The sequence below is a fragment of the Caulobacter sp. GW821-FHT10E02 genome, assembly GCF_059415225.1.
The window spans coordinates 639535-661073 of the sequence record NZ_JBWKMV010000001.1; the positions used below are offsets into that span (position 1 = coordinate 639535).

Genomic DNA, 21539 nt, shown 5'->3' on the forward strand with positions numbered 1-21539 from the left:
GCGGTTGTCATGACGGGGTGGAACACCGAAGTTCTCGGAACGTTGACGTCGACTGGGGCCTGGCCCAGCACCGCTTCAAGCTCGCAGGAGCCACCATGATCCCGGACGAACAGCCCGCGATGGATTTCGCCGACGCCTCGGCCGACGTCCTGACCAATCTCTATCGCCAGGTCCGGCGCCGCACCGAGGTGCTGGCCGCGCCGCTGTCGCCCGAGGACCAGTCGGCCCAGTCGATGCCTGACGCCAGCCCGACCAAGTGGCACCGGGGGCATACGACCTGGTTCTTCGAGACCTTCCTGCTGACGCCGTTCCTGTCCGGCTACACGGTGCATGACGAGCGCTTCGGCTATCTGTTCAACTCGTATTACGAGGCTGTCGGCCCCCGGCAGCCCCGTCCGCAGCGCGGCCTGCTGACCCGGCCGTCGGCGCAAGAGGTCGGCGCCTATCGCGCCCATGTCGACGCGGCCATGGTCCGCCTGCTGGCCGGCCCGCTGACGCCGGACATCCGCGAGCGGCTCGAGCTGGGCTTGAACCACGAGGAGCAGCATCAGGAGCTGATCCTGATGGACATCCTGCACCTCTTCGCCCAGTCGCCGCTGAGCCCCGCCTATCAGGCCGGTCCCGTGACGCCGCGTCCGGACGCCGGTCCGCAGCGCTTCCATCGCTTCGCCGGCGGCCTCGTCGAGATCGGCGCCTGCGAGACGGGCTTCGCCTTCGACAACGAGCGGCCACGCCACAAGACCTATGTCGCGCCGTTCCGCCTGTCCGACCGTCTGGTGACCAACGGCGAGTGGCTGGCCTTCATCGAGGCCGGCGGCTACGGCCGCGCCGACCTGTGGCTCTCCGAAGGCTGGGCCAAGGTCAATGAAGAGGGCTGGGACGCTCCCGGCTACTGGCGGCGCGACGAGACCGGCGCCTGGACCACTATGACCCTGCGTGGCCGCCACCCGGTCGATCCGAACGCGCCGGTCGTGCATGTCAGCTATTACGAGGCCGCCGCCTACGCCGCCTGGGCCGGCCGTCGCCTGCCGACCGAGGCCGAGTGGGAGGCGGCCGCCACGGCCACCGGCGCCCCGTCGGCCCTGCGCCAGCTATGCGGCGCGGCCTGGCAGTGGACCGCCAGCGCCTACAGCGCCTATCCGGGCTTCAAGCCGGGGCCGGGCGCGCTGGGCGAGTACAACGGCAAGTTCATGGTCAGCCAGATGGTGCTGCGCGGCGGCTGCGAGGCGACGCCACCCGGCCATGCGCGCGCTACCTACCGCAATTTCTTCACGCCCGGCAGCCGCTGGATGTTCGGCGGCGTGCGCCTGGCCGACGACGACCGGCTGGTCGAGGTCAAGCCGGGCGACCGGTTCCTAGACGAGGTGGTGTCGGGTCTGTCGGCCACGCCCAAGACCCTGTCGGCCAAGTACTTCTACGACGCCGAGGGCTCGCGCCTGTTCGAGGCGATCTGCGAGCTGCCGGAGTACTACCTGACCCGCACCGAGACGGCGCTGCTGCGCCAGATCGCGCCGGAGATCGCCGCCCGCATCCCCGACAACGCGGTGCTGGTCGAGTTCGGCAGCGGGGCCAGCACCAAGACCCGCATCGTGCTGGACGCCGCCCCGCAGATCGCCGTTTACGCGCCGATCGACATCAGCCCCTCGGCCCTGGACGAGGCCGCCGCCAGCCTGCGCCAGGACTATCCGGACCTGGCGGTGGCGCCGCTGGTTGAGGACTTCACCCAGGCCATCAACCTGCCCGAAGGCGCCAAGGGCCACACGCCCGTGGGCTTCTTCCCCGGCTCGACGATCGGGAATTTCGCGCCCGACGAGGCTGAGGCCCTGCTGCGCCAGGCTCGCGGCCTGCTGGGCGAAGGTTCTCTGTTCATCGTCGGGGCCGACGTCGCCAAGGATCCGGCGGTGCTGATCCCGGCCTATGACGACGCCCAGGGCGTGACGGCGGCGTTCAACCGCAACGTCCTCGTTCACATCAACCGCGAGCTGGGCGGCAATTTCGATCCCGCCGCCTTCACCCACAAGGCGGTGTGGAATGCCGAGGAGAGCCGGATCGAGATGCATCTGGAAAGCACGCGCGACCAGATCGTCATGGTCGGCGACTACGGCTTCCGGTTCGCCGCCGGCGAGACCATCCACACCGAGAACTCGCACAAGTACCGGCCCGAGGCCTTCGAGGCGATCGCTCAGCGCGCGGGCTGGACCGTGGTCCAGCGCTGGGTCAGCGAGGACCCGACCTTCGCGGTCTACGCGCTCACCGCCTGACGGGCAGCGCGTAACGCCGGTTCCGAGAATTCGGGACCGGTCCTCTCTAAACATACGAAAACGCGCCGGTTCCGGAAATTCGGAACCGGCGCGTCAAGTTCGTGGGTCGGTCAACTTCTACAGTACGCGTTCGCCGGGGCGACCGCCGCGTGAAGAAGATCCGCCTTTGCGGCCGGCGTTGGCCGCGAGATCCCGATCCTTGGCGAAGCTGCGCTTTTCACTGGGCACGCTAGCTCCGCCCTTCCTGGCGATCTCCCGGCGGCGTTCCGGATCCATGGCGGCGAAACCGCGACGACCGCGGGGACGTTCGCTATCGGTGTCCATGTGGGGCTCCTTAGTCTGGTCACAGGCGGCACGAGCAAGGGTCAGGCGTCGTAGGGACGGTCGTCCCCTGGATCGACCGGCGGCGAGGTGGGGGGCTCCTCGACGGGGACGACACCGGGCTCGTACTCGGGCGGTTTGGGCTCGGGCGGAGGCGGGGTGTCTGGGTCGGTCACTGGCGTCGTTTCCTGCGCGTTCCGGTGAAGTAACCAGCGAACGGGCTTTCGGTTCACCGTGAGTTCGCACTAATTACGCCGCACAGGGACAAGCGCCCGTTTGAGGAGTCGCCGGAGAATGGCCCGCAAGACCAAACACATGGTCGATCGCGCCGCGTCGCACTGGCGTCTAGCCGCCGCGCAAGGCGTCGGAATCGCTGTGTGGATGACGGCGAAATATTTGGGCGCGCCGCATGCCGCGCACCTTCTGCTGGGCTGGGACGCGGCGGCGCTGGTCTATCTGCTGACCACGTGGGCGCTGTTTCTGAAGGCCGACGAGGCCGAGGTCCGCTCGCGCGCCGCCCAGGAGGACGAGGGCGTTCCGGTGCTGCTGCTGATCGTCCTGGCCGCCATCGCCGCCAGCCTGTGGGCGGTGGTCGATGCGATGATCGCCGCCAAGTATTCCGGAAGCGACACCAAGGCCTTCGTGACCGTCTGCGCGGGCATGACCCTGGTGCTGTCGTGGCTGGTGCTGCAGTCAGCCTTCGTCCTGCACTACGCCCACCGCAACTTCGGCGACGGCTCGGCCAAGCCGGGCATCCAGTTCCCGGGCGAGCCGCCGACCAGCTACATGGACTTCGCCTATCTGGCCTTCAGCGTCGGGGCGACCTTCCAGGTCTCGGACAACAGCATCCTGACCTCGAAGCTGCGCAAACTGGTGACCGCCCACGCGGCGGCCGCCTATTTCTACAACACCGCCATCCTGGCGCTGGGCATCAACATCATCGCCAGCCTGGTCGGCGGCTAGCCGCGCGGCATCCCGCCGCCGCCACCGCCGCGACGACCGCCGCCGCCGCCGCGTCCACGACCGCCCATCTGACCGCCCTGACGACCGCCCTTGCCGGCGCCAGGGCGCAGGCCGCTCTGGATCGGGGTCTTGGGCAGTTCGGCCAGCTTCAGCAGGCCGTCCTTGTCGGTGTCGAGCAGGGCAAAGCGCGTCTTGGCCGCCTTGATCGCCTCGTCCTTGGTGATGCGGCGGTCGAAGTCGCCGTCGGCCGCCATGACCGGTTCCGGCTCGGCGATCAGGCCAAACAGCGAGGCGCCCTGCAGGACGTTGGTCGTCTCCTTGCGCCGGCCCACGGCCATCTGGTCCTCGCGGTCGTCAGGCCCGTCCTGACCGCCGCCCAGACCTCGGGGGCCGCGCCGCATCGAGCCCGGCGCCGCGCCGCCGACGATCTCGGGGGCGATGTGCTGCTCGTAGGCGGCGACCTCGAAGCCGTCGATGACCCCGTTGTGGTCGGCGTCGACCACGCCGAAGAAGCGCACGGCGTCGGCCACGAACTCGTCGCGGGTCAGTGAGCCGTCATGATTGGCGTCGGCGCCGGCGAACCAGTCGGCGATCGGGTAAGGGGCGCCGGGCGGGGCGCGGAAGGGTTCGCCGGCCGGGCTGATGAACAGCTGCGGCAGGTTGGACATCTGCGGCGCGCCGCCTTCGCCGGGCGGACCGCCCCGTCCGCCAGGACCGCGATGACCTTCGGGACGCTCCGGCGGCGCGCTGGCGCAGGCGGCCAGGGTGGCGGCGACAACGGCAGTCAGGCCAAGCGAGCGAAGCATCATCCGAGAAATCTCCATCCAGCCAAGCTTTGAAGCCGAGCCGGATGTCTCGGCGATGTCAGGCCCGGCGTCCGGGCTTGCGGCGCCGCAACAAATCCGTCCGTTTCCGCCGTAATTGCTAGGCGGGCAGGCGAACGCAGGCCCGCAGGCCGCCGCCGGGACGGTTGGCCAGGGTGACGTCGCCGCCGTGGGCGCGGGCCAGGGAGCGGACGACCGCCAGACCCAGGCCGTTGCCGCCCGTCTCGCGGTTGCGCGAGGGCTCGCCGCGATAGAAGGGCTCGAACACCCGCTCCAGCTCGCCGGCGGGGATGCCGGGGCCGTCGTCGTCGACCTCGATGATCGCCATGTGGTCCTCGGCATAGACCCGGCCACGGGCCCGCACGCCGTATTTCAGGGCGTTCTCGACGAGGTTGGCGACCAGGCGCTTCAGGGCCACGGGATCGCCCTCGATCACGGTCTTCTCGGTCCGCTCGACAATGGCGTCGCCGCCCGTCTCGGCGGCCTCGTCGATGACGCTCTCGACCAGGGAAGAGAGCTCCAGCTTGGTGCGCTCGGCCGGACGCTGGGTGTCGCGCACGAAGCCCAGGGTGGCGGCGATCATCGCCTCCATCTGGTCGATGTCGGCGGCCAGCTTGGGCCGGATGTCGTCGGGCACGGCCTCGATGCGGAACTTCAGGCGAGTCAGCGGCGTGCGCAGGTCGTGGGCGATCGCCCCGACCATGGCGGTGCGGTCCTCGACGTAACGGCGCAGGCGCTCCTGCATCATGTTGAAGGCCGCGGCGGCGGCGACCACCTCGCCGGAGCCGGTGATGCTGAGCGGCGGGGTGCGCGGGTCCTTGCCCAGGCGCTCGGCGGCGTCGGCGAAGGCGGTGATCGGCTGGGCCAGGCGGCGGGCGAACAGCCACGCCAGCGGCGTCACGGCGATTACCGACAGCAAGAGGATCAGCAGCACGCGCTGCTGCCAGCTGTCGAAGCGGAAGGTCGGCTTGGGCTCGACCACCAGCCAGCGGCCGTCGCTCTGACGCACGCCCAGCTTGAAGTCGCCAAAGATCAGCGGCTCGTCGCCGCCCTTGCCGCGCGCCTCGGGGGGGCCGCCGGGGCCTCCAGAGCCGCCGCCTTCGCGGGCGAACGGCTCTCGGGGGCCGGGACCGCGCGGCGGCCCATCGGGCTTGGGCGGCGTCACCGGCGTGCGGCGCACGAAAAAGCGCGGACCGTTGTCGATCTGCAGCTCGATGCGGTTCACTGGCACGCCGACCGCGCGGCTGATGTCGGTCTTGAAGTCGAGGCGGCGCGGAGTGTCCTGGCCCATCGGATGCAGGGTGACGCGCTGCTTGACCACCAGCAGGCGGCCGTCGCGCGGCTGCACCGGCTGGCCGGACATCAGGGCCCGGGCGATCTCGGTGGACCGATAGAATTCGGGCGGCGGCGGCGGCAGGGTGAAGATGACCGCGATGGCGATCAGCTGGGCCGCCACCAGGGTGACGATCACCAGCCCCAGGGCCTGGACGAACAGCGGCGCGCCGCGCCGGAAAAGGGTCATGGGGTGCGGACGACCTTGGCGGTGAACATATAGCCTTCGCTGCGGATCGTGCGGATCAGCTCGCTGCCGCCACCGTCATCCAGCTTGCGGCGCAGACGGCTGATCTGGACGTCTATGGCGCGGTCATAGGCGTCGCTGTCGCGGCCGCGGGCCAGGTCCAGCAGCTGGTCGCGGGTCAGCACCCGCTGGGGCCGCTCGACGAAGGCGCGCAGCAGCGAGAACTCGCCGCTGGAGAGGTTGACCACCACCGACTGCGGCGAGCGCAGTTCGCGGCGGACCAGGTCCAGGCGCCAGCCGGCGAACTCGCAGGCCGCGCCCATGGCGTCGTCGACCGTGCGCGGCTCCTGGCGGCGGCGCAGCACGGCGCGGACGCGGGCCAGCAGCTCGCGCGGATTGCAGGGCTTGGGCAGGTAGTCGTCGGCGCCGAGCTCCAGGCCGACGATGCGGTCGGTGTCCTCGCCCATGGCCGAGAGCATGATGATGGCCGGGCCGTCATTGGCCGACGACAGGCGGCGGCAGATGGCCAGGCCGTCCTCGCCGGGCAGCATGATGTCCAGCACGATCAGGTCGATCGGACCGCGCGCCAGCACCTGTTCCATGGTGCGGGCGTCCTGGGCCGTCTCGACGGCGTAGCCGTGGCGGCTGAGGAAATCCGAGACGACGTCGCGGATGCCCGGATCGTCATCGACGATCAGGATGCGTGGAGCGGCCCCTCTCTGGGTGTCGGCGTCGCTCTGGACAGTGCTTTGGACGTTTTCCATGCGATTTTCCTGTCACGTCCCCGTCACGCTCAGATTTCACGCCTGCAACAGCGACGCAACCCGGTCATGCGATCCAGTGTCGCACCGGCCGCTGACGAGTTGCCGGCGTCCGGGACCCGGTCCGCGCTTTCCCCCCTTGAACGGGCCGGGTCCCGACGAGCTTTTCAAGCCCAATCAGCCCGGCGAGTGGTTCTTCGGAGCCTGATAGCTCTCGCCTTGCGCCTGCATCGCCGCGACAACGCGATCGGCGACGAACGGATTGTTGCGGCGCTCGGCCCCGAAGGTCGACATCGGCCCGTGGCCCGGCACGAAGCGGACGTCCTCGCCCAGCGGCCAAAGCTTCTGGGTGATCGAGTCGATCAGGTCCTCGTGGTTGCCGCGCGGGAAGTCGGTGCGGCCGATCGAGCCCTGGAACAGCACGTCGCCGACCTGGGCGAACTTGGTCTCGCGGTGGAAGAACACCACGTGGCCGGGCGTGTGGCCGGGGCAGTGGAAGACCTCGAACTCGGTCTCGCCCAGGGTGACGGTGTCGCCGTCGGTCAGCCAGCGGTCGGTGACGAAGATCCGCGCCTCGGGCATGCCGTATGTCTCGCCGGACTGCTGGATCTGGTCGATCCAGAACTGGTCGTCCTGGTGCGGGCCCTCGATCGGCACGCCGGTGCGGACCTTCAGCTCTGCCGCGCCGCCAGCATGGTCCATGTGGCCGTGGGTGATCCAGATCTTCTCAAGCGTCAGGCCCTTGTCGGCCAGAGCCTTGAGCAGCCGATCGACCTCGCCGCCCGGATCGATGACGGCGGCCTTCATGGTCTTGGTGCACCAGACGATCGTGCAGTTCTGCTGCAGCGGCGTGACCGGCGCGATCACGGCGGCGATGGGCATCGTCATGAGGCCTAGCTCCAAAAGAAAAGGGCGGGAGCCGAAGCGCCCGCCCTCTTTGACCTAAAGCCTAGTGGCCGCAGATCAAGATCATTCCGCGCCGGGCAGGCCGGTGGGCGGAGCGTCGTCGTCCAGTTCGTGGACTTCGCCGCGCAGGCCGCGACCGACGTGGCTCTTGCGGAAGCCGTAGGCGAAGTAGATCACCAAGCCCAGCGCGCCCCAGACGGGCAGGACCATCATCGCTTCGAACGGCAGGTTGAAGTAGAGCACCGCGCAGCCGATCAGGGCGATCGGAGCCACGACCCAGACGAACGGCGTCTTGAACGGACGGTGACGGTCCGGATCCTTCTTGCGCAGCACCATCACCGCGATCGCCACCATGAAGAAGGCGAACAGGGTGCCCGAGTTCGAGATGTCGGCCAGCTGACCGACCGGGAAGAACGCGGCAGCCAGGGCGACGAACACGCCCGTGAAGATGGTCACGATGTGCGGCGTCTTGAACTTCGGGTGGATGGTCGCAAGCTTCTCCGGCAGCAGGCCGTCGCGGGCCATGACGAAGAAGATGCGGGTCTGGCCGTAGATCATCATCAGGATGACCGAGGGCAGGGCCAGGTTGGCGGCCAGGCCCAGCAGGTTGCCCAGGACCGGGAAGTTGATCTGGCGCAGGACGTGGGCCAAGGCCTCGTTCGAGCAGACCAGGGCTTCCTTGTTGGCGGCCAGGGCGCAGGCGGCGGTGAAGGCGGCCGAGCCGGGCTGAACGGCCGAACCGTCCGCGCCGAGCACCGGTTGAGCGCCGACGGCGCCGATCGCGCCGGCCGCGACCAGCAGATAGAAGACCGTGCAGAGGGCCAGCGAGCCGATCAGGCCGATCGGGACGTTGCGTTGCGGGTTCTTGGTCTCTTCGGCGGCCGTCGAGACGGCGTCGAAGCCCACGTAGGCGAAGAAGATCGAAGCGGCGGCGCCGACCACGCCCATGCCGGTGGTGCCGGCCGGGCCGAACCAGCCGTTCGGGGTGAAGGGCGAGAAGTTGCCGGTCTTCAGGACCGGCAGCGCCATGACGATGAACACGGTCAGGGCGGTGACCTTGATGGCCACCAGCACGGCGTTGACGCGGGCGCTTTCGGTGGTGCCGAGGACCAGCAGGGCGGTCACGGCCAGGGCCACGATGATGGCCGGGACGTTGACGATGCCGTGGCTGAAGTCCGCCGCCGGCATGAAGCCGTTCATCGACCAGGTCGGGCCTTGTCGGAACAGATCAGGCCAGTGGAACCCTAAGGCGTTCTCGATTAGCCCGAGGAAGTAGCCGGACCAGCCGGCGGACACAGCGCTGGCGGCGACCGCGTATTCCAGGATCAGCGCCCAGCCGACCATCCAGGCCAGCAGTTCGCCCATGACGGCGTAGGAGTAGGTGTAGGCGGAGCCCGAGACGGGAACCATCGAGGCCAGTTCGGAGTAGCAGAGCGCGGCGAAGGCGCAGACGGCGCCGGCGATCACGAAGCTCCAGACCATGCCGGGGCCGGCCTTCTGGGCGGCGGCGGCGGTCAGAACGAAGATCCCGGTACCGATGATCGCGCCGACACCCAGCAGCGTCAGCTGCACGGGACCAAGCGAGCGGTGAAGGGATTTTTTCTCAGCCGTCGCTAGGATCGCATCAAGCGATTTAACGCGCCACATAGTTCCTCCTGGGTAGGCAAGACTCCCCCCGGGGGTCGCCTTTTGAAAAATTTTGCGGACCGTGACCCGTTTATGAGCATGGGGTCAAGGTGGAGCCGCGGATGCGCGTAAATGTTCTCCCGCGTCCTGACTAGTCCAGCGATGCTTGGCGGCGTGGGCCCCGACCGCTAAAGCGGGCGCGATGTTGCCCATTTTCGAGGCCCTTCCGGCGCTGAAAGGCGCCCTTGCCGAACGGGAGACCGCCGTTCTCGTCGCGCCGCCCGGCGCGGGCAAGACCACGGCCGTGCCCTTGGCGCTTCTGGAAGAATCGTGGGTCCAGGGTCGCAAGATCATCGTGCTGGAGCCGCGCCGCCTGGCCGCACGCGCCGCCGCGTCGCGCATGGCGGCGAATCTGGGCGAAGCCGTGGGCGAGACGGTCGGCTTCCGGGTGCGCCTGCAGTCGAAGGTTTCGGCCAAAACGCGCATCGAGGTGGTCACCGAAGGCGTCTTTACCCGGATGATTCTCGACGATCCGGGCCTGGACGGCGTCGCCGCCGTGCTGTTCGACGAGTTCCATGAGCGCAGCCTGGACGCCGACCTCGGCCTGGCCTTCGCCCGCGACGTCCAGAGCGTGCTGCGCGACGACCTGCGCCTGCTGATCATGTCGGCCACCCTGGATGGGGCCCGTATCTCTTCGCTGCTGAACGACGCGCCGGTGGTCGAGAGCGAAGGCCGGATGTTCCCGGTCGACACCCGCTATCTGGGCCGCGACGAGCGCCAGCGGCTGGAAGAGCGCGTCGGCCGCGCCGTCGAGCGGGCCCTGGCCGAGGAGACGGGCTCGATCCTGGTCTTCCTGCCAGGCCAGGGCGAAATCCGCCGGGCCGAGAGCTGGCTGAACGAGCGCCTGCGCCGGCCGGATGTCGATGTCGCCCCGCTGTACGGTGCCTTGGAGCCAGCCGTGCAGGACCGCGCCATCTCCGCTGCGCCCGCCGGCCGCCGCAAGGTGGTGCTGGCCACCTCGATCGCCGAGACCAGCCTGACCATCGAGGGCGTCCGCGTCGTGATCGACGCCGGCCAGGCCCGCGTGCCGCGCTACGATCCGGCCTCGGGCATCACGCGGCTGGAGACCGTCCGTGTCAGCCGCGCCGCCGCCGACCAGCGTCGCGGCCGCGCCGGCCGCACCGAGCCCGGCGTCTGCTACCGCCTGTGGGACGAGCCCGAGACCCGGTCGCTGCCGGCCTTCGCGCGGCCCGAGATCCTAGAGGCCGACCTGTCGCGCCTGGCGCTGGATCTGGCCCGTTGGGGCGCGCGCGATCCGGCCGGCCTGACCTTCCTGGACCCGCCGCCGGCCGCCGCCTTCGCCGAGGCGCGCACCTTGCTGACCCGCATCCAGGCGTTGGACGGGCAGGGGGACCTAACGGCCCACGGCAAGGCCCTGGCCGAGATGCCGCTGCCGCCGCGCCTGGCGCACATGGTCGTCCGCGCCGCCGCCTCGGGCCAGGCTCGCGAAGCCGCCGAGGTCGCCGCCGTGCTGACCGAGCAAGGGCTGGGCGGCAAGGATATCGATCTGCGCCGGCGGCTGGAAAACCTGCACCGCGACCGCTCGCCGAGAAGCCGCGACGCCATGGCGCTGGTCGAGCGCTGGAGCCGCGCAGCCGGCCGCGCCTCCGGCGCGAAGAAACTCGAGACCGGCCTGATGCTGGCCGAGGCCTATCCCGAGCGGGTGGCCAAGGCGCGCGGCAAGCCCGGCGAGTTCCAGCTGGCCGGCGGGCGTGGCGTCTATCTGGAACCGACCGATCCCCTTGCCCGCGAGGCCTGGCTGGCCGTCGGCGAGCTGGGCGGCGGCGACAGTCGTGACCGCATCCTGCTGGCCGCCGCCGTCGAGGAGGCCGATCTGCGCGAGACCTTCGCCGAGCGCCTGGTCGCCGAGGACCGCTTGGAGACCGCCGGCGGCAAGGTCCGCGCCAAGCGCCTGCTGCGTCTGGGCCGGCTGGTGCTGGAAGAGCGGCTGATCGAGAACCCCGACCCGGCCATGATCGCCGGCGCGCTGATGGACCAGGTCCGCGCCGACGGCCTCTCAGGCCTGCGGCTGGGGCAGGGGATCGAGAGCTTCCGCAGCCGGGTCGCCTTCCTGAGGGCGTTGGATGAAGCGGCTTGGCCCGACCTGTCGGACGCGGCGCTGATCGCCCGTCTCGACGAATGGTTGGAGCCGCTGCTGCACGGCCGCTCGTCCCTGGCCAGCGTCGACGAGAACAGCTTGGATGGCGCGATCCGGTCGCTGGTGCCGTGGGACCTGCAGCGACAGATCGACCAGATGCTGCCGGCGCGCTTCCAGGCTCCGACCGGCACCACCGTGGCTATCGACTACGCCGCCGAGGCCGGCCCGCGCATCGACATCCGCGTGCAGGAACTGTTCGGCCTGACCGAGCACCCCAGCATCGCCGGCGGCAAGGTCCCGCTGGTGCTGTCGCTGTTGTCGCCCGGCCACAAGCCGATCCAGATCACCCGCGACCTGCCCGGTTTCTGGAAGGGCTCGTGGCGCGAGGTGAAGGTCGAGATGAAGGGGCGCTATCCCCGCCACGTCTGGCCGGACGACCCCGCCAACACCGCGCCGACGACGCGGGCGAAGCCGCGCGGGACCTAGTCGCCGTACGGCTTCAAGAACAGGATCGACAGGTCCTTTTCCGGCCGCCAGTTGGTCTTGCGCATCTCGAAGCGGGTGGGGCCGGTCTTACGGACGCCGTCGCCGCAGAAGCTGACCAGAGTGCTGGCCGCGCCCTTGTCGACCGTCAGCCGGAAGTCGCCGATCGGCTTCTTCCAGTTGCCGCCGGTGACCAGGACGTACTCGATCCAGTGCTCAGTGTAGCGCGGGCTTTCGCCATTGCGGACGCTACGGGCCACGGTGGTCTGGATCGAGGGATCGACGCAGTACTTCTTGGCCGTCTCCTGGTCGCTGTCCTTGCCCAGTCCCAGCATCGTGCCGACCGTGGCCCCGACCGAGGGCGTGTAGCGGTGCTGGATGGTCACTGGCTTGTCGGCCGGGAAGGTCTGCATCCAGTGATAGGTCGAGCGTAGCACCCAGACCGTTTCACCCTCTTCGTCGATCAAACCGAGCTTCAGCGCCTCGTCGCGCTTGGCCTTGGGCAGTTTCTCGATCGCCGCCGAGGCCGCGCCCTGGTGCACGGCCAGGGGGATGTGGTTGGCGACCAGCCAGGCGGTGCGGTCGACGCCGTCGACTAGCGCCTTTTGCTCAAGCTCGGTCTTGACCGGTTTGCCGTCGGCGGTGGTGGCGAAGGCCAGGATGTTGGCGGGTGCGTCGACCGGGACCGAGACGTCGCTCTTGAACATGTCGGGCCCGCCCAGGTCCGGCATCGGGAAGGCCACGCGGATGGTGACGTCGCGGCCGCTGGTGTTGAGGAAGCTGTAGGTGACCCGCACGGCCTCCTGCGAGATGAAGAGGTCTTCGGACCGCATCTCGATGGCGTCGTTTTTGGTGATCACCAGGCCGCCGGCCGCCAGTTCGGCCGACGTGTCGTTGGCGAGAGCCGGAGCCGAAAGCGTCAGGGCCAGCAGTGCGCCGGTCAGCGGTCTCGGCTTCATTGTCTCTACCCCGTGACCGTGTAGATCATGATCCCCGTGGCCACCGACAGGTTCAGGCTGTCGGCGCGGCCGCGCATCGGGATCTTGACGTTCACGTCGCAAGCGGCGGCCAGTTCGGGTGGCAGGCCCTGCTGCTCGTTGCCCATCAGGATCAGCGACGGCTTCACGTAGTCGGCGGACTTGTGGTCGACCGTGGCGGTCAGCAGGGTGCCGACCACGCTGCCGGGCCAGGTCTCGCGCCAGGCCAGGAACTCGGGAATGGTGGCCTTGGCGATCTTCACCGCGAAGATCGAGCCCATGGTCGCGCGCACGCCCTCGACCGAGTAGGGGTCGACGCAGTCGCCGACCAGGATCACCCCGCCGCAGCCGGCCGCGTCGGCGGTGCGGATCACGGTGCCCAGGTTGCCGGGATCGCGGACGGCCTGCATGGCCACCCAGCACGGGGCGCTCTCGGGCACGATGGCCGACAGCGGCGTGTAGACCTGTTTGAACACGGCCACGACCGCTTGGGGGTTATCGCGACGCGAGACCTTCTCGAGGATCTCGCGGTTGACCTCGATGACCTCGCCCCCGGCCTTCAGGCACGCGGCGACAGCCTTCTTCAGCATCGGATGGTCGGCCGCGTCGGGGCCATACATGACGATCTTGGGCGCGTGGCCGCAGTCGATCGCCTCGATGACGATCTTCAGGCCCTCGGCCAGGAACAGGCCGCTCTCCTCGCGCTCCTTGCGCATGTGCAGCGCGCGGACGGCCTTGACGGTGTTGTTGGTCAGGGAGGTGACGGTCTTTGCTTGGTTGGGGGCGTTCATCATCAGGCCTCCGACGACCAGCGGGCGAAGAACGACAGGCCGATCTGGCGGTCGCCCTTTTCCTCGACCAGGGACAGCTCGCCCCAGTCGATGACGCCGCCCCGGCCTTCCAGCTCCTGGGCCAGCAGGCCCGACATCGCCGCGCCCGAGACGCGGGCGGCATAGGCGTTCATCAGCAGGAACGAGGCGTCGTCGCTGAGCAGGGCGGCGCAGTCCTTGGTCAGGGCCGAGAGGTCCTCGAACAGGCGCCAGACTTCGCCGTCGGCGCCGCGGCCGAACTTCGGCGGATCCAGGATGATGCCGTCATATTTGTTGCCGCGCCGGACCTCGCGGGCCACGAACTTGCGGGCGTCCTCGACGATCCAGCGGATCGGCTTGTCGGCCAGGCCGGCGAAGGCGGCGTTCTCGCGCGCGAAGCCGACCGACTTCTTGGAGGCGTCCACGTGGGTGACGGCCGCGCCGGCGGCGGCGCAGACCAGCGAGGCCACGCCGGTATAGCCGAACAGGTTCAGGATCTTGGGCTGCGGCCCGGAGCCGGCGCACAGCGCGCGGACGCGCTCGTCCTGCCAGGCCCAGTTGGCGGCCTGCTCGGGGAAGAAGGCGAGGTGGCGGAAGGGTGTGAACTGGCCGTGGAACTTGGCGCCGCCCCACCCTAAGTCGAACTTCTCGATCGGCTTGCCCTTGAAGCGCCAGCGGCCGGCCTCGTCCTCGTCGGTGGGATCGAAGACGGCGTCGGCGTTGTCCCAGACCTTCTGGTCCAGGCGCGGGGCCCAGAAGCACTGCGGCTCGGGGCGCACGACGGTGTAGCGACCGTAGCGCTCCAGCTTCTTGCCGTGGCCGCTGTCCAGCAAGGCGTAGTCGGCCCAGCCGGTGGTGCGCATGACGAGAGGGGTGGGAGCGATCTTCGGTGCCATCGCCCGCCCATACCGCTTTAGGGGGCGGGTGGTCCAGAGCGAGGGGCGTGCTGGGTCTTGTCCCAACGATACGGCGCGGTGACGAACTGGTAGAGCGCTTTGACCGCCGCCAGGCTCTGCAGCAGCCAATAGCCGGCCATGCCGAAGAGGTGCAGCGACTTGGGTGGGGCGCCCGTCCGCATCATACCGCGCGCGCCGGCGATGGCGGCCGAGCTCCAGCCCAGGACGTAGAGCAGGAAATCCCACGGTGGGATGCTGAACCGGAAGTCGGGCGCGAAATCGATCGCCGCCAGCACGATCGCCACGGCCATCACCGGTCCATGCAGATGCGAGGAGGCCACCGACTGGGCCAGGGTCAGCACCAGGGCCACGGCGTTGCGCGGCTGGCGCGGGACCGGGCCGCGCAGACTGACCGCCAGGGTTTGCATATGCCCCTTGATCCAGCGGGCTCGCTGCGGAAGCCACTGTCCCCAGGTGGTCGGGGCTGTCTCCCAGGTCGGGCGTTCGATCACGCCCAGCCCGTAGCCTGCGGCGGCGAGGCGGAAGCCGATGTCCGCATCCTCCGTCACATTGTACGGGTCCCAGCCGCCGATCTCGCGCAGGACGGCCGTCTTGAAGTGGTTGCTGGTACCGCCCAGCGGAAAGGCCAGGCCCCAGCGGGCCAGGGCGGGCAGCAGCACCTCGAAATGGGCGGCGTATTCCAGCCTGAACTGCGACGGCAGGAACAGCGAAAAGCCCGGGTCCTCGATCCGCAGTGGCGCTTGCAGGCAGGCCAGGCGCGCATCCGAGGCGGCGAACCGGGCGGCGGCTTCGCGCAGTTGGCCCGGATCGGGCATGTCCTCGGCGTCGTAGATCACCACCAGCTCGCCACGAGCCCGATCCAGCGCGTGGTTGCAGGCGCGTGGCTTGGTCTTGGGCGCGCCGGGCGGCACGACCAGCACCTGGACGAAGGCTGGCAGGTCCAGGGCGCGCGCGGCCGCCTGGGTGATGTCGTCGTCGGCCTCCAGCACGATCAGCGCCTGCAGGCGATCGCGCGGATAGTCCAGCGCCGCCAGGTTCTGGACCAGCTCGGCCAGGACCTCGGCCTCGCGATAGAGCGGGGCGATGATGGTGTAGGTCGGCAGGTCCGCGTCGGCGAGCGGCGGTGCGAGAACCGGCGGCAACGGCGTGCAGGCCGCCGCCAGCCGCGTCAGCCCGCCCAGCAGGAAGACGGCGAAGAACAGGTGATGCACCAGCGTCAGGGCGCCGGATGGCGACAGCGCCACGCCGATCGCGGCCAGCAGGCCCGCCAAGGCGACGCAGGTCGCCTGCAACGGCGACAGCGTCCGATGCGCGCCATCGCGCCCTGTGGAGGCGGTGGTCGCCGGCTCGATCCGTCCTACGCCCAGCCCTTCGGACACAGGTCCGCACGCCGGCGCGAACGCCGGTTCCAGCCGTCTGTCTTCCCGCGCCATGGATGCCCCTGGTACGCCGCTCGCCCTCAACGGCGCCGATAAACGAATCTCAACCATGAAGTGTCAAATGGTAAAAATGCGCGTTTTGCGACGCGCCCTCGCGCGCGCGAGGCCGGATTCTCCTTCCACGCACGTTCTTGCGACGGCTGGGTGATTCCCGTTTAGTGTCGGACCGGGGAATTGCAGGGGAAGCCAAGTCCGTGACGGTCGTTCTGAAGAAGCCTCACAAGTCCGCCCGAAAGCCCAAGGGCGACGGGCACTTGCGTCGGGGCGAGATCCTGGCGGCGGCCGAGAAGATCTTCATCGCCGAAGGTTATGCCGGCGCGACGATCCGCAAGATCGCCGACGCGGTGGGAGTGTCGTCGACGGCGCTCTACATGCACTTCCGCGACAAGGACCAGATCCTGCTGGAGATCAGCAACGACGCCATCGAGCGTTTGCTGGAGCTGAACACCGAGATCGCGGCCCAGCCGATCGACCCGGTGTCGCGCGTGCGGGTGATGCTGGAGGCGTACATGCAGTTCGCCTTGGACAACCCCAACACCTATCAGCTGGTGTTCTGCGCCACGGGCGAGCACGTCTCGCCGGACAAGACCGCCGACGTGCTGGCGCTGGGCGATCGCTGCTTCGAGAAGTTCAGCGAGCCGGTGCACCAGATCGCCGCCCAAGGACGCCTCCGCTCAGGCTCGGCCGTGCAGGCCGCCGAGGTGCTGTGGAGCGGCTGCCACGGCCTGGTGTCGCTGCTGATCACCAAGCCCTCGCGCGGCTGGTCCGACGCCGACCAGCTGATGAAGGTCATGCTGGACGGCCTGCTGTACGGCCTGGTCACGGACTGATTTCATGAGCGCCGCCAAGGCCTTGTGCGCGCTTCTGGCGGCGATGGCGCTTGTCCCGGGGGCTGCGCTGGCGGGGCCGCGCGTGATGTCGCTGGACTCCTGCGCCGACCAGTATGTGCTGGCCTTGGCCCCGCGCGAGACCATCGTCGGCCTCTCGCACCGCGCCGTCTCGCCAGACAGCTACATGCGCGCTTCGGCCGGTGGCTTGCCGCTGCGCCGAGCGACGTTCGAGAGCTTGGTGGCGGCCAAGCCCGATGTGGTTGTGCGTCTGTGGGGCGGCGATGCGCGGCTCTCCAAAGCTCTGCAAGGCAAAGGTGTTGCGACCGTGGCGCTGGACGACGCCGCCGACTTCGAGGGCGTGCGCGGCAATATCCGTAAAGTGGCCACGGCGCTGGACCGCAAGCCGCAGGGCGAGGCGCTGATCGCGCGGATGGACGCCAAGCTGGCGCGCGCGGCCGGGGCAGGGAAGGGGCGTTCGGCGCTGTACCTGACGCCTGGCGGCTATACGGCGGGCACCAACACCCTGGTCGACGCGATGCTGAAGGCGGCCGGCTACGCCAACGCCACCACCAGCCCGTACTTCGCGCCAGTGTCGTTGGAGCGGCTGGTCATGACCCCGCCGGCAGCGGTGGTGCTGGGCCTGTTCGACTTGGCGCGCGCCGGCTCGGATCGCTGGGGGCCGGGACGCCACGCGGCGCTGCGAGGAGCGATCAAGACTCGCACCGTCGTTGACCTGCCAGCCAAGGTGGTCGGCTGCGCCGGCTGGTTCGCCGCCGACGGCTCCCTGGCCCTGGCGGAGGCGGCGCGATGAGCCTGCTGCGCCTATGTCTGTTGATGGCGCTCGTTCTGGCGCTGGCGGCGGTCGTGGCCGTGTCGCTGGGCGAGACGCCATTCACCCTGGCGCAATACGCTCAGGCGTTGAGCCATCCGGCCTCGCCGCCGGGCGAGGTGCTGTGGACCATCCGTGCGCCGCGTGTCGCCGTCGCCGCTCTGGTCGGCGCGGCTCTGGGCCTGTCGGGCGCGACCATGCAGGGGCTGCTGCGCAATCCTCTGGCCGACCCTGGTGTGTTGGGCGTCTCGGCGGTGTCGGGCTTGGGCGCGGCCGTGGCGATCTCGGCGGGCCTGGCCGTGCTGCCCGGCGCGATCGAGCTGTCGGCCCTGGTCGGGGCCCTGGTCGCTGGAGCCATGGTCGTGGTGCTGACCGCGCGGTTCCGCGAGCCCGAGGTGTTGATCCTGTTCGGCGTGGCCCTGTCGGCGTTTGGCGGAGCGCTGACGGCGCTGGTCTTCAACCTCTCGCCCTCGCCGGTGGCGACGGCCGAGATCCTGGCCTGGCTGATGGGCTCGGTCGAGAACCGCGACTGGCATGACGCTGCTCGCGCGCTGGTCCCGATGGCGATCGGCGCGGCGCTTTGCATCCGCGCCGGACAGGGGCTGCGGATGCTGACCCTGGGTGAGGAGGCCGCGCGGATGTCGGGCCTGCCGATGGCGCGCCTGCGGGTCTTTGCCGTGGCCGGCTCGGCCTTGCTGACCGGCGCGGGCGTGGCGGCGGCCGGGGTGATCGGCTTCGTGGGCCTGGCCGCGCCGCATCTCGTGCGCGCGCTGGTCAAGGACGACCCCAAGCGCATCCTGTGGCCCTCGGCCCTGGCTGGCGCGCTGCTGCTGGTGCTGGCGGATCTCGCCGCCCGCCTGATCCCGACCGAGCAGGAGCTGAAGCTGGGCGTGGTCACGGCCCTGTTCGGCGCGCCGGCTTTCGCCCTGCTGGCCTGGCGGGCTTCGCGGAGCTGGCGGTCGTGAGCGCGCTCTGGACTCTGGATGGCGTCACCGCCCGGCAAGGCCGCAAGACCGTGCTGGAGGCCATGTCCCTGACCGTGGCCGCCGGCGAGGTGGTCGGCGTCGTGGGCCCCAACGGCGCGGGCAAGACCAGCCTGCTGCGCGCGGGGCTGGGCCTGCTGCCGATGACGGCCGGCGAGGCGCGGCTTTCGGGCAAGGCCCTGGCCGAGCTGAAACCCGACGATCGCGCCAAGCTGGTCGGCTACCTGCCGCAGGACCGCCGCGTGGCCTGGAACTTGCCGGCCCGCATGGTCGCCGCCCTGGGTGCGACCGACCTCGCCGACGAAGCGGCCGACGCCCTGGCGTTGGAATACCTGACCCGCGTCGGCGCGGCTGATCTGGCCGATCGCGGCGTGCTCGACATGTCCGGCGGCGAGCGGGCGAGGGTGCTGCTGGCGCGCCTGCTGGCCACCCGCGCGCCGTTGCTGGTCGCCGACGAGCCGGTGGCGGGCCTCGATCCCGACGCCCAGCTGCTGACGCTGGACCTGCTGCGCGCCGAGGCCGCCAAGGGCGCGGGCGTGGTGGTGACCTTGCACGACCTCACCCTGGCCGCCCGGTCCTGCGACCGCATTGTCGTGGTCGATCACGGCCGCATCGTCGCCGAGGGGCCGCCGCGCGAGGCGCTGTCACGTGACACCCTCGGCCGCGTGTTCCGGCTGGACGGCGAGCTGATCGAGACTGAGGCCGGGCCGGTTCTGGCGGCCCGCCGGGCTTAAGGCTGGGTGACCGCCGTGTCCGCCGACGCCACCGACGGCGAGTACACATAGCCGCCGCGCTTCAGGTCAGATGACAGGGTCAGCGGGCTGACGCCGCCGTTGAGACGGGCGCGGTAGACCATGGTCGTCTCCAGGGTCCGCATCACGTAGTTGCGGGTCTCGGAGAACGGGATGCACTCGATGAAGTCGAGCGGGTCGGTGGTCGCGCCGCGCGGGTCGCCGCACAGGCCCGCCCACTGGGCTGGGCGGCCCGGACCGGCATTGTAGGCGGCGGCGGCCATGATGTACGAGCCGCTGAAGCTACGGACCATGTCGCCCAGATACACCGAGCCTAGGCGCATGTTGTACGGCGCGTCGCCCAGCCGTTCGACGGAATGGGCCTCGCCCAGCTTGCGCGCGACGATCGAGGCGGTGGCCGGCATCAGCTGCATCATGCCGCGCGCGCCCACGCCCGACCGGGCGGCCGGGTCGAAGTTACTTTCCTGGCGCGAGATCGAATAGACGAAGGCCGTCTCGGCCGCCCCCGGGCCCGGGGTGAAGTGGTGGTCCAGCAGCGGATAGCCGCGCTCGGGCAGGATGAAGCCGCGCTGGGCGGCCGTGCGCACCGCGCGCATGGCCAGGTCCTGGTCGCCATAGCCGCGGGCCAAGTCGACCAGCAGGGCGCTTTCCTCGGCGTTGGGCAGGGTGTCGTCGATATAGAGCACCAGGCTGCGGAACAGGTCGCGATTGCCGGTGTCGGCTAGGATGCGCGCGGCGCGGATCTGCTCGCGGCCGTAGAAGCGGGCGCGGTCGGCCTGGGTGATGACCGGATCACGCTCCAGCCGCAGCTCCTTCAGCCCTGCCTTCTCGGCGGCCAACTGGCCGTAGAAGGTGGTGATGTGGCGCGCGCCCTCGGCGTAGAAGGTCTGGGCGGCGATCGGGTCGCCTTGCGCCTCGGCCGCGCGGCCCTGCCAGTAGAGGGCCCGGCCCCGGGTGATCGGCGAGGCGCCGACGGCGGCGATCTGGGCGAAGTGGGCGGCGGCCGCGTCCGGGTTGCGCAGGCGGGTCAGGGCGATCCAGCCGGCGTAGAACTCGCTCTCGGCGATGTCGGCCGGGGCCAGGGCCTGGGTGTTGTCGGCGGCCGCATAGGCGCCGGTGCTGTTGCCGGCCTTCAGGGCCGAGACGATCAGCTGCTTGCGCTCCTTCCAGATGACGGTCGAGGCTTCCTCGGTCGGCGGGGCCGGGAAGTTGACCACCATCGGCAGGGCCAGGGTGTCCATGCCGGCGCGGCGCAGATAGGCCGCGCGCTCGAACACCACGCCCGGCGAGGCCTGCAGGTCGGGCGTCAGGCCGTTGTAGAGCGTGTTGGCGTTGGCCGAGTTCGACCGATAGGCCATGCGCACGCGCGCCGTGGCCTGGCCGGTCTCCGACAGCATGGCGACCATGTCGCGGGCGGCCGGGCCTTGCTGGCCGTACAGCAGGATGTCGGCGCGGCGGTTGTAGTCGTCGGCCGTCAGCATGCCGCCGAAGCGGGCGATCATGCTGCGCTGGGCGTCGGCCTCGAATACCTTGTCGCGGAAGGTGCGGCGAATGAGGTTGGTGGCGTCCTGGGTGCGGCCCGTGGCCTGCCAGGCGCTGGCTAGGGCCATGGCGCCCTCGGCCGTCGCCGGCTGGGCGCCGCCGAACCAGGCGATGATGCGGGCAGGATCGAGGCCCGAGGTGGAGAGGGCCTTCTCGGCGGCGGCGTCGCGGCGCGCGCCGCGCGGCCAGCCGGCCAGGTCGCGGCGAGCGGCGTCCAACTCGAAGAAGCTCAGCGCCTCGGCGTTGCTGTCGACCAGGGCCCACTGGGCGATCTTCTTGGCGACCGGGTCCTGCAGGCTGTCCATGGCCATGCGCGCGCCCGAGACGTCGCCGCGCTTGGCGGCCGCCAGGGCGGTCTGCAGATTGGCGCTGTCGGTGTCGGACAGCGCGCCCGGGACGGCGGTAGGCGGGGTGGTGATCAGGCCGGGCTGGCTCGAATACGAGGTCGCATAGCCCGAGGTCGTCTGGGCGTCCGCCGCCCCGACCACGGCCACGATGCAAGCTCCACCGAGCAGAATCCGACGCACCACTGAAGCCAAAACGCTCTCCATCAACCGGCCCCGAGGAGCCTTGTACTCGAATCTCACCCGAGGCCCTATGCGACGATTCAGGCCTCAATAGGGTTTAAAGTCCGGTTGC

At 69.9% G+C, this 21539-nt stretch carries 19 protein-coding genes; 7 read left to right on the forward strand and 12 right to left on the reverse strand.

Annotated features, from left to right (window positions below; translation table 11 throughout):
• Positions 1 to 95 precede the first annotated feature (95 nt).
• On the forward strand, positions 96 to 2261 hold the full coding sequence (gene egtB, locus AC07NI_RS03045; protein ID WP_494616123.1) for an ergothioneine biosynthesis protein EgtB: 2166 nt from the start codon (positions 96 to 98) through the stop codon (positions 2259 to 2261).
• Between the two features lie 117 nt (positions 2262 to 2378).
• On the opposite strand, the gene AC07NI_RS03050 is transcribed toward egtB, so the two are convergent.
• Together AC07NI_RS03050 and AC07NI_RS03055 are read right to left on the reverse strand one after the other, a co-directional pair.
• Positions 2379 to 2585, reverse strand: coding sequence for a con-10 family general stress protein (locus AC07NI_RS03050; RefSeq protein WP_354070737.1), 207 nt, complete (start codon positions 2583 to 2585; stop codon positions 2379 to 2381).
• 41 nt (positions 2586 to 2626) lie between these two features.
• Positions 2627 to 2758, reverse strand: a complete 132-nt coding sequence (locus AC07NI_RS03055; RefSeq protein WP_494616128.1) for a hypothetical protein — start codon at positions 2756 to 2758, stop codon at positions 2627 to 2629.
• Between the two features lie 118 nt (positions 2759 to 2876).
• Between AC07NI_RS03055 and AC07NI_RS03060 the strand changes: the two genes are divergently transcribed.
• Positions 2877 to 3545 carry a DUF1345 domain-containing protein gene (locus AC07NI_RS03060; protein WP_494616132.1) on the forward strand — a complete coding sequence of 223 codons (669 nt, stop codon included), beginning with the start codon at positions 2877 to 2879 and terminating at the stop codon, positions 3543 to 3545.
• Here the strand turns inward: AC07NI_RS03060 and AC07NI_RS03065 are convergent.
• From AC07NI_RS03065 to AC07NI_RS03085, 5 genes are all read right to left on the reverse strand, one after another.
• Entirely contained in the window at positions 3542 to 4354 is an 813-nt protein-coding gene (locus tag AC07NI_RS03065; RefSeq protein WP_494616135.1) for an EF-hand domain-containing protein, read from the reverse strand. The two genes, AC07NI_RS03060 and AC07NI_RS03065, sit on opposite strands and share 4 nt — an antisense overlap.
• A gap of 115 nt (positions 4355 to 4469) precedes the next feature.
• Positions 4470 to 5891, reverse strand: coding sequence for an ATP-binding protein (locus AC07NI_RS03070; RefSeq protein WP_494616140.1), 1422 nt, complete (start codon positions 5889 to 5891; stop codon positions 4470 to 4472).
• Positions 5888 to 6652: a response regulator gene (locus AC07NI_RS03075; RefSeq protein ID WP_494616144.1), complete on the reverse strand. Its 765-nt coding sequence runs from the start codon at positions 6650 to 6652 to the stop codon at positions 5888 to 5890. The genes AC07NI_RS03070 and AC07NI_RS03075 overlap by 4 nt, the downstream gene beginning before the upstream one ends.
• A 174-nt stretch (positions 6653 to 6826) precedes the next feature.
• A complete protein-coding gene (locus AC07NI_RS03080) occupies positions 6827 to 7537 on the reverse strand; it encodes an MBL fold metallo-hydrolase (RefSeq protein ID WP_494616150.1) in 711 nt (236 codons plus the stop codon).
• Between the two features lie 81 nt (positions 7538 to 7618).
• Positions 7619 to 9202 carry an amino acid permease gene (locus AC07NI_RS03085; protein ID WP_494616152.1) on the reverse strand — a complete coding sequence of 528 codons (1584 nt, stop codon included), beginning with the start codon at positions 9200 to 9202 and terminating at the stop codon, positions 7619 to 7621.
• Between the two features lie 181 nt (positions 9203 to 9383).
• Between AC07NI_RS03085 and hrpB the strand changes: the two genes are divergently transcribed.
• Positions 9384 to 11825, forward strand: a complete 2442-nt coding sequence (hrpB, locus tag AC07NI_RS03090) for an ATP-dependent helicase HrpB (protein WP_494616156.1) — start codon at positions 9384 to 9386, stop codon at positions 11823 to 11825.
• On the opposite strand, the gene AC07NI_RS03095 is transcribed toward hrpB, so the two are convergent.
• From AC07NI_RS03095 to AC07NI_RS03110, 4 genes are read right to left on the reverse strand one after another with little or no spacing between them, the layout of a single operon-like run.
• A complete protein-coding gene (locus AC07NI_RS03095; RefSeq protein ID WP_494616159.1) occupies positions 11822 to 12781 on the reverse strand; it encodes a DUF4424 domain-containing protein in 960 nt (319 codons plus the stop codon). The two genes, hrpB and AC07NI_RS03095, sit on opposite strands and share 4 nt — an antisense overlap.
• Positions 12782 to 12786: 5 nt before the next feature.
• Complete coding sequence (locus tag AC07NI_RS03100; protein WP_494618225.1) at positions 12787 to 13590, reverse strand: TrmH family RNA methyltransferase; 804 nt, start codon at positions 13588 to 13590, stop codon at positions 12787 to 12789.
• A 2-nt stretch (positions 13591 to 13592) separates the two neighbouring features.
• A complete protein-coding gene (locus tag AC07NI_RS03105; RefSeq protein ID WP_494616163.1) occupies positions 13593 to 14504 on the reverse strand; it encodes an RsmD family RNA methyltransferase in 912 nt (303 codons plus the stop codon).
• A gap of 17 nt (positions 14505 to 14521) precedes the next feature.
• Positions 14522 to 15958, reverse strand: a complete 1437-nt coding sequence (locus AC07NI_RS03110) for a glycosyltransferase (RefSeq protein WP_494616167.1) — start codon at positions 15956 to 15958, stop codon at positions 14522 to 14524.
• A 200-nt stretch (positions 15959 to 16158) separates the two neighbouring features.
• Between AC07NI_RS03110 and AC07NI_RS03115 the strand changes: the two genes are divergently transcribed.
• From AC07NI_RS03115 to AC07NI_RS03130, 4 genes are read left to right on the forward strand one after another with little or no spacing between them, the layout of a single operon-like run.
• Positions 16159 to 16794, forward strand: a complete 636-nt coding sequence (locus AC07NI_RS03115; protein WP_494616172.1) for a TetR/AcrR family transcriptional regulator — start codon at positions 16159 to 16161, stop codon at positions 16792 to 16794.
• A 4-nt stretch (positions 16795 to 16798) separates the two neighbouring features.
• On the forward strand, positions 16799 to 17605 hold the full coding sequence (locus AC07NI_RS03120; RefSeq protein WP_494616177.1) for an ABC transporter substrate-binding protein: 807 nt from the start codon (positions 16799 to 16801) through the stop codon (positions 17603 to 17605).
• Entirely contained in the window at positions 17548 to 18588 is a 1041-nt protein-coding gene (locus AC07NI_RS03125) for a FecCD family ABC transporter permease (RefSeq protein ID WP_494618227.1), read from the forward strand. The genes AC07NI_RS03120 and AC07NI_RS03125 overlap by 58 nt, the downstream gene beginning before the upstream one ends.
• The gene (locus AC07NI_RS03130) at positions 18585 to 19340 is read left to right on the forward strand and encodes an ABC transporter ATP-binding protein (RefSeq protein ID WP_494616182.1); all 756 of its coding nucleotides are present in this window, start codon (positions 18585 to 18587) and stop codon (positions 19338 to 19340) included. The genes AC07NI_RS03125 and AC07NI_RS03130 overlap by 4 nt, the downstream gene beginning before the upstream one ends.
• Here the strand turns inward: AC07NI_RS03130 and AC07NI_RS03135 are convergent.
• Positions 19337 to 21439: a lytic transglycosylase domain-containing protein gene (locus tag AC07NI_RS03135; protein ID WP_494618229.1), complete on the reverse strand. Its 2103-nt coding sequence runs from the start codon at positions 21437 to 21439 to the stop codon at positions 19337 to 19339. The genes AC07NI_RS03130 and AC07NI_RS03135 overlap by 4 nt on opposite strands.
• Positions 21440 to 21539: the final 100 nt, after the last annotated feature.